Raw genomic sequence first — 15530 nt, 5'->3', positions numbered from 1 at the left:
CTGGGTGGACCTTTCCAAAACACGCTCCTTCGGCACATCCATGTGACGCTTGGGCTCCGCCATCCATGGCTCCGCACAGTTTTGGAAAGGTCCACCCAGCCGCTTCTCCTACTTTTGGAGCGGGATCAGAAAAATGACGAGCAGACTTCCTCACATCGCCTTCCTCGGCATCGGCCTAATGGGCGCACCGATGACCCGTAACCTGCTGACGGCCGGTTACCCCATGACCCTGTGGAACCGCACCGCGAGCAAGTGTGAGTCTTTTGCCGGCGAGGCAACGATTGCCGGGACTCCGGCTGAGGCAGTTGCCGGTGCTGACGTGGTGATCACCATGCTGGAAAATGGCTCGGTGGTTGAGGACGTGCTGGTGGCTCAGGGCGCTCTGACGGCGCTGAGATCGGGGGCGTTGGTGATTGATATGAGTTCGGTGCAGCCGTCGCTGGCGCGGCGGTTGGCCGGGTTGGCGGCGGAGCAGGGGGCGGGGTTTGTGGATGCGCCGGTGTCGGGGGGTACTCTGGGCGCGGCTGAGGCTCGCTTGAGTATTATGGCGGGCGGGTCTGAGGCGGATGTTGAGCGGGCCCGGCCGGTGTTTGAGGTGTTGGGCAAGTGTACCCACATTGGGCCGGTGGGGGCCGGGCAGTTGGCGAAGTTGGCGAATCAGGCGATTGTGGGCATTACCATTGGTGCGGTTTCCGAGGCGTTGTTGCTGGCGGCCAAGGGTGGCGCAGACCCAGCGGCGGTGCGGGAGGCGCTGATGGGTGGGTTTGCCGGTAGTCGGATTCTGGAGCTGCATGGCCAGCGGATGATTGACCGGGATTTTGCGCCCGGGGCGCCGGCGCGGATTCAGTTGAAGGATATGCGGATGATTCTGGACGAGGCCCGGGCCGAGGGGCTGACGCTGCCGTTGGCGCAGCAGACCCATAACGAGTATTTGTCACTGGTGGCGAATGGCCACAGTGATGTGGACCACAGTGGCCTGTTGCTGGAGCTGGAGCACCTGAACGGCACTCTGTTGGGGTCGCTGGGCCGTGGCCCGAAGGAAGACTCTTCAAATTCAAAGAACTAAGGAGCGGGCGATGCCACGGTTTGCTGCCAATCTGTCGATGTTGTTTACCGAGGTTCCGTTTCTGGAGCGCTTTGCCCGGGCCCGGGCCGCAGGGTTCACCGCGGTGGAGTACCTGTTTCCCTATGACTGGCCGGCAGAGCAGCTGGCGGAGCAGTTACGGGAGCAGGGCCTGACGCAGGTGTTGTTCAACCTGCCGCCGGGTGGCTGGCAGGCCGGGGAGCGGGGCATTGCCTGTTTGCCGGACCGGGTTGAGGAGTTTCGTGCCGGGGTGGATCAGGGCATTGCCTATGCGCGGGTGCTGGGCAACCGGCAGCTGAACTGCCTGGCAGGGTTGAAACCGGCAGATCTTGATGAGCAGACCGCCTGGGAGACGCTGGTGGCGAACGTGCGGTATGCCGCTGATCGCTTTGCCGAGGCGGGCCTGACCCTGTGCCTGGAGGCGATTAACAGCCGGGTGGATATGCCGGGGTTCATGCTGGACACCACAGGCAAGGTGATGGCATTGATTGAAGAACTCGATGCGGACAATGTGCGGTTGCAGTATGACGTCTATCATATGCAGATTATGGAAGGCGATGTGATTCGTACCATGGAGTGCCTGCTGCCGTGGATTGGCCACATCCAGTTTGCCGATAATCCGGGCCGGCATGAGCCCGGTACCGGAGAGATTAACTTTTCGAATGTTTTCGCAGCGCTGGATCGAATGGGCTATCAGGGCTGGGTGAGTGCGGAATACCGGCCATCGTTGGAAACGGAGGACACTCTGAGCTGGTTCAGGTCGGCAAATTGACCGTCGTCATAGGCGACACCCTCTTACAAGATGGTAACTGGCTGGTTTCCGGAGTTCTTCGTACCCTAAGAGTTAATGTAATCCGCTATCAGGAGGAGCACCGGTGAAAGCGCTGGTAATCGAAGACGATCGGGATGTGGCAAATTATCTGCTGAAGGGACTGAGAGAATCCGACTTCGTGGTGGATCATGCGGCCGACGGCAAGGAAGGCATGATGATGGCGGCCAGTGAAGAGTACGACATCATGATTGTGGACCGCATGCTGCCTGGCATGGATGGCCTGTCCATCATCAAGACGGTGCGGGCAACGGGAAATCAGACCCCGGTACTTATCCTCAGCGCCCTGGGCGATGTGGATGACCGGGTAGAAGGGCTGCGTGGCGGCGGTGACGACTACCTCACCAAACCCTTTTCGTTTACCGAACTGCTGGCCCGTATCGAATCTCTGATTCGACGCAATCGCCAGGCGGCGGAAACGGAAACCGTGCTGAAGGTTGCCGATCTGGAGATGGACCTGCTGGCCAGGACCGTCAAGCGTGCCGGTCAGAACATTGATGTTCAGCCGCGGGAATTCCGTCTGCTGGAATATCTCATGCGTAACGCCGGCCAGGTGGTCACCCGGACCATGCTGCTGGAAAAAGTCTGGGACTATCACTTTGACCCCCAGACCAACGTGATTGACGTGCACATCAGCCGCCTGCGGGCCAAGATCGATAAGGAATTCGACACGCCCCTGCTGCAGACGGTTCGGGGTGCGGGATACATGCTGCGTGAAACTGCTTAGTCAGCTCAGGACATCCTCTTTTCAGCTGGCCCTGCTGTACATGGTGGTGTTTGCCACATCGGTATTCCTGTTGCTGGCATTCATCTACTGGCGCACGGCCGGCTTCATGACCGCCCAGACCGATGAAACCATCGAAGCGGAAATTGCCGGTCTGGCGGAGCAGTACCGTGGGCGTGGCGTGAACGGACTGATCACCATCATCCGTGAGCGCGTCGCCCGCGACCCCAACGCCAAATCCATCTACCTTCTCACCACAGACGACTTCCTCAAACTGGCAGGTAACATTGAAACCTGGCCAGGGGGCAGTCGCTCGTCTGACACCGGCTGGATCAACTTTACCCTGGATTCCTCCGTGGGCTGGCAGGGGCCGGAGCGGCTTGCCCGTGCCCGGATTTTTGAGGTCCAGGGCGGGTTGAAATTACTGGTGGGGCGGGATGTTGAAGAGCTCACTAACCTCAAGCGGGTGATCGAAACCGCCATCAACTGGGGTATGGGCATCACCCTGGCACTGGCGTTACTGGGTGGCTTTTTGATGAGCCGTGGCACCACGCGCCGAATCGAAGTCATCAATAACACTTCCCGGCGAATCATGAATGGCCATCTGTCACTGCGCATACCCACCCGGGGTACCGAAGACGACTTTGATCAGCTCGCCGAAAACCTGAACCAGATGCTCGACCGCATTGTTTACCTGATGGAAGGTATTCGCCATGTGTCAGACAGCATTGCCCACGACCTTCGCACCCCGCTGACCCGCCTGCGCAACCAGCTTGAGAACACCCTGATTGCCGTGGACAACGATGAGGCCCGGGAACAGGTAGGCAGGGCAGTGGCTGAGGCGGACCAGCTGCTGGCAACCTTCAATGCATTGTTGCGCATTGCCCGGCTGGAAACCCGGGGGAATTCGGCGGATATGAAAGTGGTGTCCCTGGACGAGCTGGTCAGTGATGCCTGTGAATTATACGAAGCCCTGGCGGAAGACAAGGAGCAATCCTTCGCCCAGTCGCTGGAGCAGGGCGTGATGATCGAGGGAGATCGGGACCTGCTGTTCCAGATGATCAGTAACCTGATCGACAATGCGATCAAATACACACCGGAGCACGGTTCCATTCAGGTTGTGGTTCGCCGCGATGGCGCGGGCGCGGTGTTTGAGGTGCAGGATTCCGGTATCGGTATACCGGACGACGAAAAAGGCCAGGTGTTCCAGCGCTTCTATCGGGTGGGCAAGAGTCGGTCACTGCCGGGCAACGGCCTGGGATTGAGCCTGGTCAGTGCGGTGGCGGAAATCCACCAGGGCCAGATTTTGCTCAGTGATACCCATGAGGGAGAGGAGCCGCCTGGCTTGACGGTCACCGTGCGGATGCCCGCCTATACCGGGATCCGCAAGCGGATCAAGGCAGCACCGGCCGAGCAGGCAGAGGAAACCCAGAACGATAGGTCGTCCTCTACCGAAACCAGTAGCGCCTGAGTCTTACTGACTGGCGCGAAAACGGTTAACCACCGGACTGATCAGTGCACCAGCGCGGGCTTCGACCAGGCCGCTGATATGCTCGAACTGGGAGCGGCGGCGGTCCACTTTGGCCTGAATGCTGTCCCATTCCCCTTCCAGATGCTTCTGCTCAGCCATCAGAAAGGCCGCGATGTTGTGGCGATTCAGTTTGCTGGTGATGCCCAGGCTGTCCAGGCGAAAGCCCAGGCTATCGACACCTTCAAGGGCCAGGTTCATCAGTTTCTTGGTGTTCATGGATTTGTCTCCAAACGAAAAGTCAGTGTTGATTACCTCGCACGCTATCTCCGGCGCCTAGAGTGTACAACCTAATTTCAGCCGATCAGCCAGGTTTCAGCCTTGCGAAAAGGTAATTCCGTGGCCACCGCCGGGTAATGCCCGCTCTGTAGAATGGAAATTGTAGATGCAGAAGCAGGTAGAAAGTTGCTTGCTTCTCCCTCCAGCACAGCGCTAGCCTTATACCCCGTGACCCACGGGGTTTTTTTTGCCCTGAATTTTCTGTTTAACCCGGAATCCCTGATCTGATGAGCAAGACCGAAGGTTCGACGGCTCCAAGACCGCGCTATATCACACCGGACGGCGAGCAGGCGTTACGGGAGGAGTTGCAGTACCTGTGGAAAGTGAAGCGCCCCGAAGTCACCCAGGCCGTGCGCGAGGCTGCCGCCTTGGGGGATCGCTCTGAGAACGCTGAATACATCTATGGCAAAAAGCAGCTACGGGAAATCGACCGGCGGGTAAGGTTCCTGAGCAAGCGCCTGGATGAACTTACCGTGGTCGACCGGCTGCCGGACGATCAAAGCCGGGTATTTTTCGGGGCCTGGGTTACCATCGAGGACGATGACGGAGACGAACAGACCTACAGGTTGGTGGGTGCGGATGAATTTGACCTGGCCAAAGGCTATCTCAGTATCAATGCCCCGCTTGCCAGGGCATTGATCGGCAAGTATCTGGACGATGAGGTATCAGTGAAAACGCCGGAGGGCTGGAAGACAGTGGTCATCACCGGGATTCGGTATCAGCCGGCAGACACTGGCAAGTGAAAATCGTCACAGAATCGTCTTTTGGTTGAGCAAAGCGTCACCAATGGCGATAGACTGATCAAAAATTGTCACCCGAAAGGGCAATGGAAGATCATTCAGGGTTGATGCGATGAATTCGTCAGAGTCTCACACCGGTTCAAAATGGGCAGGCCTGGTCGCCATGTTTACCGTGGTGCTATCGCTGGGGCTGATGTCTGCCAGCGCTCAGGGGCAAAGCGCCAGCAACACGGCACCGGCGTTTGAACTGGAGCAGCGCTCCACCATTGATACCATTCCGTTCCGCTCCATCGAAGAGGAAGCCCTGGCCAATACGGTCATTGAGGGCGGGCTGGAAGCGCCGGCCGCAGGCGTTCCCGTGCAAACCGCCAGTGACGACGATTTCTATCTTGATCCTCTGGCGTTGCAGCCCAGAGACAGCCGCACCGATCTCGGGCGCTCCGAAATTCCGGTGGATATCCGGTTCAGCAATCCCAAGCTCATTCCGGGCCAGACCCACAGCAACACCTACTCGATCCGGCCACCGGAGAATCGCACCTACGATACTCTGAACGTCAATATGACCGGGCGCTGATTCCCCCGGCGCCACTTCGAGCCCGTTCAGGCCACTGCTGCGTTCGGGGTGGCCGTCTTACCAAGTACATCCTCGTAAAAGAAGGTCAGCGCCTGGGTGGCCTGGTTAAGCCTCGCCCGAGATACGCGGATCTTGTTGCTCAGATAATCCAGAAACAGCAGTTGATCTTCTGCCGCCAGATGAGCCGGGTCTTTTAGATCGTGAAACAGCACAAAGCGGCTGATCCAGTGCAGGTAGGTTTGCTCGGCCCGCTGATTCAGCTGGCGTTTGCGGATGGCGGCCTGTACATCTCCGACCATACCGGGCCGTGACTGCTCGAGCGCCTGGGTAATATCCATGGTGTGTACTCTTCGGAAAGCTTGTTGTTGTTATGTTGCGCGCATCATATGACAAACGTTTGAACGGCGCAAAACCGAAGGCGGTATTTTCCTGCGGCTGAGGGCTGCACGCGCCAAAGGGGCGGGCACAGCCCAGGGGTATTACTTCAGTGAGTCGAGCTTATCGATGTACTGCTGCATAGCCTGATCGCTGGAGGTGCCTTTCAGCTTCTCCCAGGCGTCGTATTTGGCGCGGCCCACGAAATCCATCATGCCCGGGCGCTTGCCGGACACGTCGCCTTCAGTAGCCTGTTTGTACAGGGCGTAGAACTCCAGTTTCAGCTCGTTGGACGGTTTGAAATCGCCCTCGGCGGTCTGGATATAGTTTACCGCTTCATCAAACTTCGCCTTCAGGTCGCTCATGGTGTGTCTCCTTGGTGTAAATGGTTGTCTCCTCAAAGGATATTGCGAGTATAGCCTTGGCCGGGAGTGCCGTCATTGACTGAAACTGCATTCGGTCCGGCAACAGGGCTATCTGGCAAAAGTTTGCCCGACAGCACAGTTTGGGCCATTGCTGGCCAGTTTTTGCTTGAGAATGCCAGGTCACCTGTGTACAGTTTGACGCGTTGTCTGCCAGGACGGCAGGCATCAAGGACTGAACAACACTGCAAATGAATTGCACAGGGAGCACGCCATGTCTGCCAAAGACGGTTCCGTCGCGCCGAAAGAGCGCATCAATATCAAGTATGTCCCCGCCACCGGCGACCAGCAGGCTGAAACCGAGCTGCCGCTGAAGATGTTTGTGGTTGGCGATTTCAAGGGTCATGCTGAAGAAACCCCCATCGAAGACCGCAAAGCCATTTCCGTTGATAAGAACAACTTCCGTTCTGTCATGAAGGAAGCCGGTCTGACCTTGTCTACCTCGGTCTCCAACAAGCTCGAAGAGAATGCCGATGACCTGCCGGTCAATCTGGAATTCCAGGGTTTGGACGACTTTTCTCCGGACAGCATTGCCCGCCAGGTACCCGAGCTGAAAAAACTGATCGAGCTGCGTGAAGCCCTGGTTGCCCTCAAGGGCCCGCTGGGCAACGTGCCTTCGTTCCGTTCCAAGCTGCAGGAACTGCTGGACAACGACAGCGCCCGGGAAAAACTGCTGGCCGAGCTAGAACTGGCCACCGAAGGCGGCGAGTAAGCGCACCACCGGAATCCGGTAACCAACACCGATTATCAATCACGTACTGAAGGGATGTGGTATGTCTGATACTGCTGTGCAGCAATCTGCTGCCTCCGAATCCGTAGCAGAAGGGTCCTTGCTGGACCAGGTCATGGCCAATAGCCGTATGGCGCCGGCCGACGAAGGTTACGATGTTGCCCGTAAAGGGGTAGCTACGTTTATCGCCAACTTGCTGAAAAGCGACGAAAAAGGCCAGCCGGTCAATAAGGCCCTGGTGGACCAGATGGTGGTCGAGCTGGACCGCAAGATCAGCGCCCAGATGGATGAAATCCTGCACGCACCCAAGCTGCAGGAACTGGAATCGTCCTGGCGCGGCCTGAAGCTGATGGTCGACCGCACTGAATTCCGCGAGAACATCAAAGTCGACATCCTGCACGCCACGAAGCAGGAGTTGCTGGAAGACTTCGAGTTTGCACCGGATGTTACCCAGACCGGCTTCTACAAGCACATCTATGCCGCAGAATACGGCCAGTTCGGTGGTGAGCCGGTGGGTGCCATTGTCGGCAACTACGCCTTCAGTCCATCAACGCCAGACATGAAGCTGCTGCAGTACGTGTCCTCTGTAGGCGCCATGTCCCACGCGCCGTTCCTGTCCTCGGTTGCACCGTCATTCTTTGGTGTCGACAGCTATCAGGAACTGCCGGCGATCAAGGAACTGAGCGCCGTATTCGAAGGCCCGAAATACGCCAAGTGGCGCTCCCTTCGGGAATCCGAAGACGCCCGTTACCTGGGCCTGACCGCACCGCGCTTCCTGCTGCGGGTACCCTACGATCCCACCGAGAACCCGGTGCGCAGCTTCAACTACAAGGAAGAAGTGTCCGGCGACCACGAGCACTACCTGTGGGGCAACACCGCCTACCTGCTGGCCACGCGCCTGACCGAGAGCTTCGCCAAGTACCGCTGGTGCCCGAACATCATCGGCCCGCAGAGCGGTGGCGCAGTGGAAGACCTGCCGGTGCACACCTTTGAGTCCTTCGGCCAGCTGGAAGCCAAGATTCCCACAGAAGTGCTGATCACCGACCGCCGGGAATACGAGCTGGCGGAAGAGGGCTTCATCGCCCTGACCATGCGCAAGGGCAGCGACAACGCCGCGTTCTTCTCCGCCAACTCGGTGCAGAAGCCCAAGCAGTTCCCGAACACCAAAGAAGGCAAGGAAGCGGAAACCAACTACAAGTTGGGTACCCAGTTGCCGTACATGATGATCGTGAACCGCCTGGCTCACTACATCAAAGTGCTGCAGCGCGAACAGATCGGCTCCTGGAAAGAGCGCCAGGATCTGGAGCGGGAACTGAACACCTGGATTCGCCAGTACGTGGCCGACCAGGAAAACCCGCCGGCGGAAGTTCGCAGCCGTCGCCCGTTGCGTGCAGCCAAGGTGGAAGTGTCGGAAGTGGAAGGCGATCCGGGCTGGTACCAGGTCTCCCTGGCCGTGCGCCCGCACTTCAAGTACATGGGTGCCAACTTCGAACTCTCGCTGGTTGGCCGCCTGGACAAGGATTAATCCGTGTTCGGCGACACCGGCACTGACGGCGTTCGCAATACCGGCAGCCTGTTTGAACGGCTCGAACAGGCCGCCGCCCCCGCGGGGCAGAGCATGGGTGAAGTGACCCATGTGGTGGAATCCATCAAGCGCCACCTGGTACGCCTGCTGAATGCCCATCCGGGCAACAGCGCCAGCGTACCGGACCTTGGCCTGCTGGATTTCAACGATGCCACCCTGGGTACTCAGGATTTGAGTATCCAGATTCGCGGGGCGATTCGTCAGTGCATCGAGAAGTTTGAGCCGCGGGTCAAACGGGTGGATGTGGTGGCCTTGCCGCCGGGCCCGGACCCGCTGCAGTTGAAGTTTCAGGTGACGGTTTACTTGCAGGTAGCCGGGAGTGACGACCGGACCACCATTGACCTGGTTTTGGATGACAAGCGGTATTACCGGGTGGTTTAGGCTTGGTTGCCTGAGCCTATGGGGCTGGAGGGGGTAGGGGACCATTTTCTTCTGGGAAAAAACAACTCGCTTCGCTCAGACATCTTTTTTCCCGCCAGAAAATGGTCCCCTACCCCCTCCGTCAAACCCAGGTGTATGCCGTCTGGATGTTTTTTGCAGGCACGGATGAGAGCGAGGGTGTGGTTGGTCTTTCCAAAAGTGTGCGGAGCCATGGATGGCGGAGCTCAAGCGCCCCACGGACGGGCTCGAAGCGTCTTTTGGAAAGACCAACCACACCCTTGCTCGGAGCCAGATAAGGTGCAGTAAAAATGAAGTTGAACAGGTTCTACAGGGATGAGTTGAGCTTTCTGCGGTTGCAAGGCAGGGAATTTGCCGAGGCACACCCGCAGCTTACCCGCTTTTTGTCCGAACAAAGCACCGACCCGGATGTGGAACGGCTGCTGGAAGGCTTTGCCTTCCTGACCGGCAAATTGCGGGAAAAGGTTGAGGACGAGTTTCCGGAGCTGACCCATTCGCTGCTGAACATGCTCTGGCCCAACTACCTGCGGCCAGTACCCAGCTGCACCATCATGCGATTCGACCCGCAACTGCACGCCATCAGCGAGCGTCAAACCGTTGAGCGCCATACTGAAATCAAAAGCCGCCCCCTTGGCGAAGCTAGCCGCCAGACCCAGTGCCGGTTCCGTACCTGCCGGGCGGTCGATATCTTCCCGGTCAGCGTGGCCGATGCCCATGCCGAGCATTCCCGGGAAGTGTCTTCCGTCACCGTCGACCTGGGACTGCACACGGACCAGCCGCTGAATGCCCTGGGTCTGGACAGCCTGCGGTTTTATCTGGGGGGTGATAACCACACCGCCGAAACCCTGTACCTGTGGCTGAACCACTACCTCACCCGCATGGAACTGGTGGTGGGCGACAATGTATACAACCTGCCGTCGTCGCTGTTGCAGCCGGTGGGTTTTGCCGCCGATGAAGCGATTTTGCCGTATCCGAAAAACGCCTACGCCGGGTACCGCATCATCCAGGAATACCTGAGCTTTCCCGAAGCCTTCCGGTTTATCGATATCGCCGGCCTCAAGTCCCGGTTGCCGGCGGTGCAGGCCGATGAGATCAGCCTGCGTTTCCATTTCAGCCGGATTCTGCCGCCGGATGTTCGGGTTACCCGGGACTCCCTGCAGTTGTACTGCACCCCGGCGGTCAACCTGTTCAGCCACGAAGGCGAGCCGGTGGACCTGAACGGCCGGCAGACCGAGTATCGTATTTCGCCCTCCAGCCGCTGTCCGGAGCATTTTGAAGTGTTCAGTATCGAACAGGTGGAAGGCTGGCTGGAGGGGCGTTCCGGGCGGGGGGAGCCGCGGCTGTACACCGCGTTCGAGAGTTTCCAGCACGAGGTGGAGCGGGACCGTGGCCGCACGGCGCTGTATTACCGGGTGCGGACCCGTGAAAGCGTTCGCGGTGATGGCTTTGATCACTACATCTCGTTTGTCCGGGGCGACGAATCCGAATGCATGAACCGCCAGGAAGCGGTGTCGCTGACACTGACCTGCACCAACCGGCAACTGCCCCAGCAGCTGGCGGTGGGCGAGATCTGCATGGCCACCGAGACCACGCCGGCGTTTGCCTCGTTCAGCAACATTACCCGGCCCACGGCCACGCTGCGGCCAACGCTGGACGGCAGCCTGTTGTGGACGCTGATTTCCAATCTGTCTCTGAACTACCTGTCGATGCTGGATGTGGATGCCCTGCGCACCGTGCTGCGGGTATACGACTTCCGTGCGCTGGTTGACCGGCAGGCCGAGCGGGTGTCCCAGAAACGGTTGGCGGGCATCAGTGAGATCACTACTCAGCCGGTGGACCGCATGGTTCGCGGCTTACCGGTGCGTGGCATTCGTTCGGTGCTGAAGCTGGATCAGCAGAATTTCGGCAGTGAAGGGGATCTGTACCTGTTCGGCACGGTACTGAGTCAGTTTTTTGCGCTATACGCGAGTATCAATGCCTTTCACCAGCTGGAAGTGGTGAATACAGACAATCAGGAACGGTATACATGGACGTTACAGCAAGGTCAGCAGCCGCTGATGTAGCCGGGCTGGAACCTGTCCTCGTCAACGCGCGGCGTTACAGTTTTTTCCAGCTGGTGGATCTGATTCACCGGCACCATGGTGACGATCTGGAGAGCTCCGGCAGTGGCGAGCCCCGGCAGGAGCGTATCCGGTTTTCGGCCTCGGCCGGCTTGGGCTTTCCGGGCAGCGATGTGGTCTCTGCCCTGTCGCCGGAACATGAGCACGCGCCTTACCAGATGGAAGTTAGCTTTCTGGGCCTGCACGGCTCCCAGTCGCCGCTGCCTGGTTACTACCTGGAGGATCTGGCCTGGGAAGCGGGCCAGAACCTGGGGGTGCGCCGGCACTTTCTGGATTTTTTCAATCACCGGCTGGTCACCCTGTTCCACCGGGCCTGGCGCAAGTACCGGTACTACGTGCGGTTTCAGCCCGGCGCCAGCGACGGTTTTTCCGAACTGGTGTTTTCCCTGGTCGGCCTGGGTGACAGCCGCCTGCGGGAAGCCACGCCGGTCAACTGGTCCAAGATGTTGGCCTACGCCGGCCAGATGGCGGGCCGCAGCCGGTCGCCGGAAGTAGTCAGTGGCATTGTCGCACACTGTTTCGACCTGGAAGACGTCAGCATCGAGCAGTGGGTGTTGCGCAAGGTGGCCATCGGGCAAGACCAGCAAACGCGGTTGGGCCAGGCTAATGCCAGCCTGGGCCAGGACACCCTGGTTGGTTCCAGCATCCGGGACCGCAGCGGCAAGTTCATCCTGCGCCTGCGCAACCTGAGCCGGCAGCGCTTTGCGGATTTCCTGCCCAACGGCCGGGACCATGAGCGACTGGTGAAGCTGGTGGAATTCACCACCCGGGAGCAACTGGCCTACGACCTGGAGCTGCAAATGCGGCCCAAGGATATCCGGCCCATGCAGCTGGGTGAGGATGTGCGCCTGGGCTGGAATTCCTTTGTGACACCGGACCGGGCCCGTGAGCGGCCGGCGGTGCGCATCCAGATACGACGATAAGGCAAGGAGCCAGACAGGTGTCAAACCGGACAGCAGCATTAACCTTGGTGATCATCAACCCGACCGAAACCGGCGGTGGTGCCAGCATTGAACACAGTTTTGGTACCGGTGGCGGGTCGATTGGCACGGCGGCCAACGACACCTGGCGGTTGTCGCCCCATCGCACCGGCGCCGTAGCCGGCCATGCCGAGGTTCGCTTCCTGGATGGTGGCTTCTGCCTGATTGACCGCAGTGGCCGCACCTACATCAACAGCAGCAGCCAGCCTGTGGGCCGGGGCCGCAGGGCGCGGCTGAATCATGGTGACACCCTCACCATCGGCCGTTACCGGATGCGGGCAGAGCTGAATGGTGACGCGGTTGACCGCTCAGAGCTGGAAGAAGGCTCCGGGCAGGACCGGCAGCTGGTGGATGTGGAAGAAGAGTCACTGTTGCGGGCAGAAACCGGACAGAGGATGCCGGATGGCCGGGAGCCCCTCGAGGGACTGCATACTCCGGCGGGAGAACCGATGAGCGACGACCCGCTGGCGCCCTGGCAGGAAACGGCCCGTCAGCCTGCGGAAGAAGCCGCCGAGCTGTTGGCGAGTGACCAGTCCTGGTTTGCCCGCTCGGCCGAGGTCAGCGATGAATACCGGGAAAACCGGGATGTGGCCATGGGCCTGCCAATGAACCGTAACGCCCGCAAGCACGGGCACGACACACAGGAGCGACAGGGAATGTCAGAGTTCAGGGAACACAGCCGGGAAGCCAAAGACACCAGCCGGCAACACATCAGCGGTGCCCCCCTGATGCGTGGTATGGAAGCCGACATCGATTTTGCAGACAGCGATGAAATGCGTCTGTTCCTGGAGGAAGCCGGACAGACCCTGAAAGCCACGGTCGAAGGCCTGCTGGCCCTGCATCAGAGTGAAGATTCACGGCACCGTGCCCTGCGCACCCGCCTGCAGCCGATTGAAGACAACCCGTTGCGCTTGGGTGACGACTACACCGGCACCATGCAGACCCTGTTTGCCGCCGAGCGCAGCCCGGTGCATCTGTCTGCCCCGGCTGCGGTTCGGGAAAGCCTGGAGAGCCTGAACCATCACCAGCAGGCCACTCGCGAAGCCATTCGGGAAGCTTTGGAAGCAATTCTTTATGCCTTCTCACCGGAGGCCCTGTTACGCCGGTTCCACGGCTACCGCCGTGGCCTGCAAGACAACGAAGACGAAGGCCGTTGGGCCTGGAACATGTACCAACACTATTACCAGGAACTCAGATCCAGTCGTCAGCAGGGATTTGAACGCCTCTTTCAGGAGGTGTTCGACCAGGCCTACGACCAACACTTGCGCCAATTACAGAGGGAGAGCCTTTCATGAAGTACTGCAAATGGAGCTTGCTGGCTATTGTCATGCTGATGGTGGGGTGCAGCACCCCGTACAACGCGGTGACCAAAACCGCCAAGGTGTTGTGGGACCCCGATATTCCCGTGGGCTATCCGGAAGAGCTGCCTAGCAAAGTGGCGCTGACCATGCTGGCCGAGCCGGATGTGAACCCCAACGAATCCCTGGCGCCCACGCCGATTGCCTATCAGATCATCGAGCTGCGGGACAGCTCCCTGCTGATGGCCGGCGACTTTGATCAACTGTTGAACGACCTGGAAAAATCCCTGGGCCGCAACTACGTGGACCACAGCGATTACACCCTGGTGCCGGGCCAGTTCAAGTACGTAGCGCCGTTCGAGATCAGCAAGGACACCCGGTTTATCGGCGTTATCGCCTTCTATGCGTACCCGAACCTGTCCCAGTGGAAAAAGGTCATCCGGGTGGATCCGATCGGCGACACCTACCACCTGCTGGTCAACCTGCGTGAGCGGGAAGTACAACTCAGACGTTCGGAAGATACCTGATGGCAGCTACCAATCGAGTCGTCTGGAGTGACGGGCTGTTTATCAAGCCTCAGCACTTCCAGCAGCAGCAACGATATCTGGAACACCAGATCAACGAGCGGGCGCTGGCGGTCTCGGACTACCTGTATGGCTTCAGTGACCTGGAGCTGAACGCCGAGTACCTGAGCTTTGGCCGGGTTGGCCTGGTGCGGGCTTCCGGACTGTTTCCGGACGGTACCCGGTTCAATCTGCCCCAGGACGATGTGATGCCGGAGCCCCTGGAAATCACCGATGCGTCGGTGGCCAATCAGGTGGTGTATCTGGCGCTGCCGCTGGGCAGTGACACCCTGGCGGAAGTGGAGTGGCCGGATGCCCCGGTGGCCGGGCGTTTTCGTGCCCAGACCGTGGAAATCCGGGATCTGCATTCCATTGATGGCGACGCCCACAGCATTGATGTGGGCCGGGTTGCGCCGCGCCTGATGCTGGAGCGGGACGATCGCAGTGCCTATGCTTCGGTGGCCATCGGCCGGATTCTGGAAAAACGCCCGGATGGCAGCCTGGTGATGGACCCCAACTTCCTGCCCACCATGCTCAGCGTCCGTTCAGCCCCGCGCTTGCAGCGGTTCGTCGGCGAAATGGCTGGCCTGATGCAGGAACGGGCCCGCAACATCGCCGAGCGCGTAGGTGCGCCAGGGCAGGGCGGTGTGGCGGATGTGTCTGACTTCATGCTGCTGCAGATGCTGAACCGGGCGCACCCGAAGTTCATGCACCTGGCCCGGCTGCGCCAGCTGCATCCGGAGCGCCTGTACGAAGCCCTGCTGGAACTGTGTGGTGAGCTGGTGACCTTTACCGACGAAAGCCGGCTGCCCAAGGAATTCACCCCCTATGACCACGACCTGCCGGAAGCCTGCTTCAGCCCGCTGATGCAGGTGCTGCGTCAGGCCCTGAGTACCGTGCTGGAACCGAGAGCCCTGTCGATCACGCTGCAGCAGCGCCAGTACGGCCTGACGGTGGCACCGGTGCAGGATGGACAGATCATCAAGGATGCCGAATTCATCCTGGCGGTGAAGGCCGACATGCCGCTGGACGACCTGCGCAAGCAGTTCACCCAGCAGTGCAAAGTGGCGTCGGTGGAGAAGATTCGCGACCTCATCAGCCTGCAGTTGCCGGGTATTCCGTTGTCGGCCCTGCCGGTGGCGCCGCGCCAGCTGCCGTACCACGCCGGCTTTGTCTACTTCCGGCTGGACGACCAGAGCCAGGCCTGGCAAATGCTCGACAACGCCAGTGGCTTTGCCTTCCACGTGGCCGGCAGCTTCCCCGGGCTGGAAATGCAATTCTGGGCAATCAGGAGCTAAAC

Annotated in this window: 17 protein-coding genes; 14 read left to right on the top strand and 3 right to left on the bottom strand. The window is 59.7% G+C overall.

Features of this window, described 5'->3' with window-relative positions; translation table 11 throughout:
* The first annotated feature begins 133 nt into the window (after positions 1-133).
* The 4 genes from FIV08_RS18330 (at position 134) to FIV08_RS18315 (ending at position 4108) form a co-directional block, all read left to right on the top strand.
* Positions 134-1066: an NAD(P)-dependent oxidoreductase gene (locus FIV08_RS18330; RefSeq protein ID WP_152439383.1), complete on the top strand. Its 933-nt coding sequence runs from the start codon at positions 134-136 to the stop codon at positions 1064-1066.
* A gap of 10 nt (positions 1067-1076) precedes the next feature.
* Positions 1077-1856, top strand: a complete 780-nt coding sequence (gene hyi / locus FIV08_RS18325) for a hydroxypyruvate isomerase (protein WP_152439382.1) — start codon at positions 1077-1079, stop codon at positions 1854-1856.
* A 103-nt stretch (positions 1857-1959) separates the two neighbouring features.
* Complete coding sequence (locus tag FIV08_RS18320; RefSeq protein WP_011787144.1) at positions 1960-2640, top strand: response regulator transcription factor; 681 nt, start codon at positions 1960-1962, stop codon at positions 2638-2640.
* Positions 2627-4108 (top strand): HAMP domain-containing sensor histidine kinase, encoded by a 1482-nt coding sequence (locus FIV08_RS18315; protein ID WP_152439381.1) that lies wholly within the window; start codon positions 2627-2629, stop codon positions 4106-4108. The genes FIV08_RS18320 and FIV08_RS18315 overlap by 14 nt, the downstream gene beginning before the upstream one ends.
* 3 nt (positions 4109-4111) lie before the next feature.
* Here FIV08_RS18315 and FIV08_RS18310 read toward each other — a convergent pair whose 3' ends face one another.
* Positions 4112-4384, bottom strand: a complete 273-nt coding sequence (locus tag FIV08_RS18310) for a hypothetical protein (RefSeq protein WP_058090754.1) — start codon at positions 4382-4384, stop codon at positions 4112-4114.
* Positions 4385-4671: 287 nt separating this feature from the next.
* On the opposite strand from FIV08_RS18310, the gene greB reads away from it, so the two are divergent.
* A complete protein-coding gene (gene greB, locus FIV08_RS18305; RefSeq protein ID WP_152439380.1) occupies positions 4672-5187 on the top strand; it encodes a transcription elongation factor GreB in 516 nt (171 codons plus the stop codon).
* Positions 5188-5296: 109 nt separating this feature from the next.
* A complete protein-coding gene (locus FIV08_RS18300; RefSeq protein WP_416376900.1) occupies positions 5297-5758 on the top strand; it encodes a hypothetical protein in 462 nt (153 codons plus the stop codon).
* Between the two features lie 26 nt (positions 5759-5784).
* Here the strand turns inward: FIV08_RS18300 and FIV08_RS18295 are convergent, their stop codons facing one another.
* Together FIV08_RS18295 and FIV08_RS18290 are read right to left on the bottom strand one after the other, a co-directional pair.
* A complete protein-coding gene (locus FIV08_RS18295) occupies positions 5785-6096 on the bottom strand; it encodes a site-specific integrase (RefSeq protein WP_061331940.1) in 312 nt (103 codons plus the stop codon).
* A 141-nt stretch (positions 6097-6237) separates the two neighbouring features.
* On the bottom strand, positions 6238-6498 hold the full coding sequence (locus FIV08_RS18290; protein ID WP_061331939.1) for an acyl-CoA-binding protein: 261 nt from the start codon (positions 6496-6498) through the stop codon (positions 6238-6240).
* A 271-nt stretch (positions 6499-6769) separates the two neighbouring features.
* Between FIV08_RS18290 and tssB the strand changes: the two genes are divergently transcribed.
* The 8 genes from tssB (at position 6770) to tssK (ending at position 15528) form a co-directional block, all read left to right on the top strand.
* On the top strand, positions 6770-7267 hold the full coding sequence (gene tssB, locus FIV08_RS18285; protein WP_058090748.1) for a type VI secretion system contractile sheath small subunit: 498 nt from the start codon (positions 6770-6772) through the stop codon (positions 7265-7267).
* 61 nt (positions 7268-7328) lie between these two features.
* Complete coding sequence (gene tssC / locus FIV08_RS18280; protein WP_058090747.1) at positions 7329-8810, top strand: type VI secretion system contractile sheath large subunit; 1482 nt, start codon at positions 7329-7331, stop codon at positions 8808-8810.
* Between the two features lie 3 nt (positions 8811-8813).
* Positions 8814-9251, top strand: a complete 438-nt coding sequence (tssE, locus tag FIV08_RS18275; RefSeq protein WP_152439379.1) for a type VI secretion system baseplate subunit TssE — start codon at positions 8814-8816, stop codon at positions 9249-9251.
* A 308-nt stretch (positions 9252-9559) separates the two neighbouring features.
* Positions 9560-11332 carry a type VI secretion system baseplate subunit TssF gene (gene tssF, locus FIV08_RS18270; RefSeq protein ID WP_152439378.1) on the top strand — a complete coding sequence of 591 codons (1773 nt, stop codon included), beginning with the start codon at positions 9560-9562 and terminating at the stop codon, positions 11330-11332.
* Positions 11296-12312 carry a type VI secretion system baseplate subunit TssG gene (gene tssG, locus FIV08_RS18265; RefSeq protein WP_152439377.1) on the top strand — a complete coding sequence of 339 codons (1017 nt, stop codon included), beginning with the start codon at positions 11296-11298 and terminating at the stop codon, positions 12310-12312. Before tssF ends, tssG begins: the two co-directional genes overlap by 37 nt.
* A 17-nt stretch (positions 12313-12329) precedes the next feature.
* Positions 12330-13664 (top strand): type VI secretion system-associated FHA domain protein TagH, encoded by a 1335-nt coding sequence (tagH, locus tag FIV08_RS18260; RefSeq protein WP_152439376.1) that lies wholly within the window; start codon positions 12330-12332, stop codon positions 13662-13664.
* A complete protein-coding gene (gene tssJ / locus FIV08_RS18255; protein ID WP_072676015.1) occupies positions 13661-14194 on the top strand; it encodes a type VI secretion system lipoprotein TssJ in 534 nt (177 codons plus the stop codon). The genes tagH and tssJ overlap by 4 nt, the downstream gene beginning before the upstream one ends.
* Complete coding sequence (tssK, locus tag FIV08_RS18250) at positions 14194-15528, top strand: type VI secretion system baseplate subunit TssK (RefSeq protein WP_061331933.1); 1335 nt, start codon at positions 14194-14196, stop codon at positions 15526-15528. The genes tssJ and tssK overlap by 1 nt, the downstream gene beginning before the upstream one ends.
* Positions 15529-15530 lie beyond the last annotated feature (2 nt).

It is taken from the genome of Marinobacter sp. THAF197a, assembly GCF_009363275.1.
Classification (GTDB): domain Bacteria; phylum Pseudomonadota; class Gammaproteobacteria; order Pseudomonadales; family Oleiphilaceae; genus Marinobacter.
This window is presented reverse-complemented; position numbering and strand designations above follow the sequence as displayed.

What these genes read in the sequence shown, in the direction of transcription:
- FIV08_RS18330 (WP_152439383.1), top strand. Translation starts at nt 134, where the DNA reads ATGACGAGCAGACTTCCTCACATCGCCTTCCTCGGCATCGGCCTAATG.
- hyi (WP_152439382.1), top strand. Translation starts at nt 1,077, where the DNA reads ATGCCACGGTTTGCTGCCAATCTGTCGATGTTGTTTACCGAGGTTCCG.
- FIV08_RS18310 (WP_058090754.1), bottom strand. Translation starts at nt 4,384, where the DNA reads ATGAACACCAAGAAACTGATGAACCTGGCCCTTGAAGGTGTCGATAGC.
- greB (WP_152439380.1), top strand. Translation starts at nt 4,672, where the DNA reads ATGAGCAAGACCGAAGGTTCGACGGCTCCAAGACCGCGCTATATCACA.
- FIV08_RS18300 (WP_416376900.1), top strand. Translation starts at nt 5,297, where the DNA reads ATGAATTCGTCAGAGTCTCACACCGGTTCAAAATGGGCAGGCCTGGTC.
- FIV08_RS18295 (WP_061331940.1), bottom strand. Translation starts at nt 6,096, where the DNA reads ATGGATATTACCCAGGCGCTCGAGCAGTCACGGCCCGGTATGGTCGGA.
- FIV08_RS18290 (WP_061331939.1), bottom strand. Translation starts at nt 6,498, where the DNA reads ATGAGCGACCTGAAGGCGAAGTTTGATGAAGCGGTAAACTATATCCAG.
- tssB (WP_058090748.1), top strand. Translation starts at nt 6,770, where the DNA reads ATGTCTGCCAAAGACGGTTCCGTCGCGCCGAAAGAGCGCATCAATATC.
- tssC (WP_058090747.1), top strand. Translation starts at nt 7,329, where the DNA reads ATGTCTGATACTGCTGTGCAGCAATCTGCTGCCTCCGAATCCGTAGCA.
- tssF (WP_152439378.1), top strand. Translation starts at nt 9,560, where the DNA reads ATGAAGTTGAACAGGTTCTACAGGGATGAGTTGAGCTTTCTGCGGTTG.
- tssG (WP_152439377.1), top strand. Translation starts at nt 11,296, where the DNA reads ATGGACGTTACAGCAAGGTCAGCAGCCGCTGATGTAGCCGGGCTGGAA.
- tssJ (WP_072676015.1), top strand. Translation starts at nt 13,661, where the DNA reads ATGAAGTACTGCAAATGGAGCTTGCTGGCTATTGTCATGCTGATGGTG.
- tssK (WP_061331933.1), top strand. Translation starts at nt 14,194, where the DNA reads ATGGCAGCTACCAATCGAGTCGTCTGGAGTGACGGGCTGTTTATCAAG.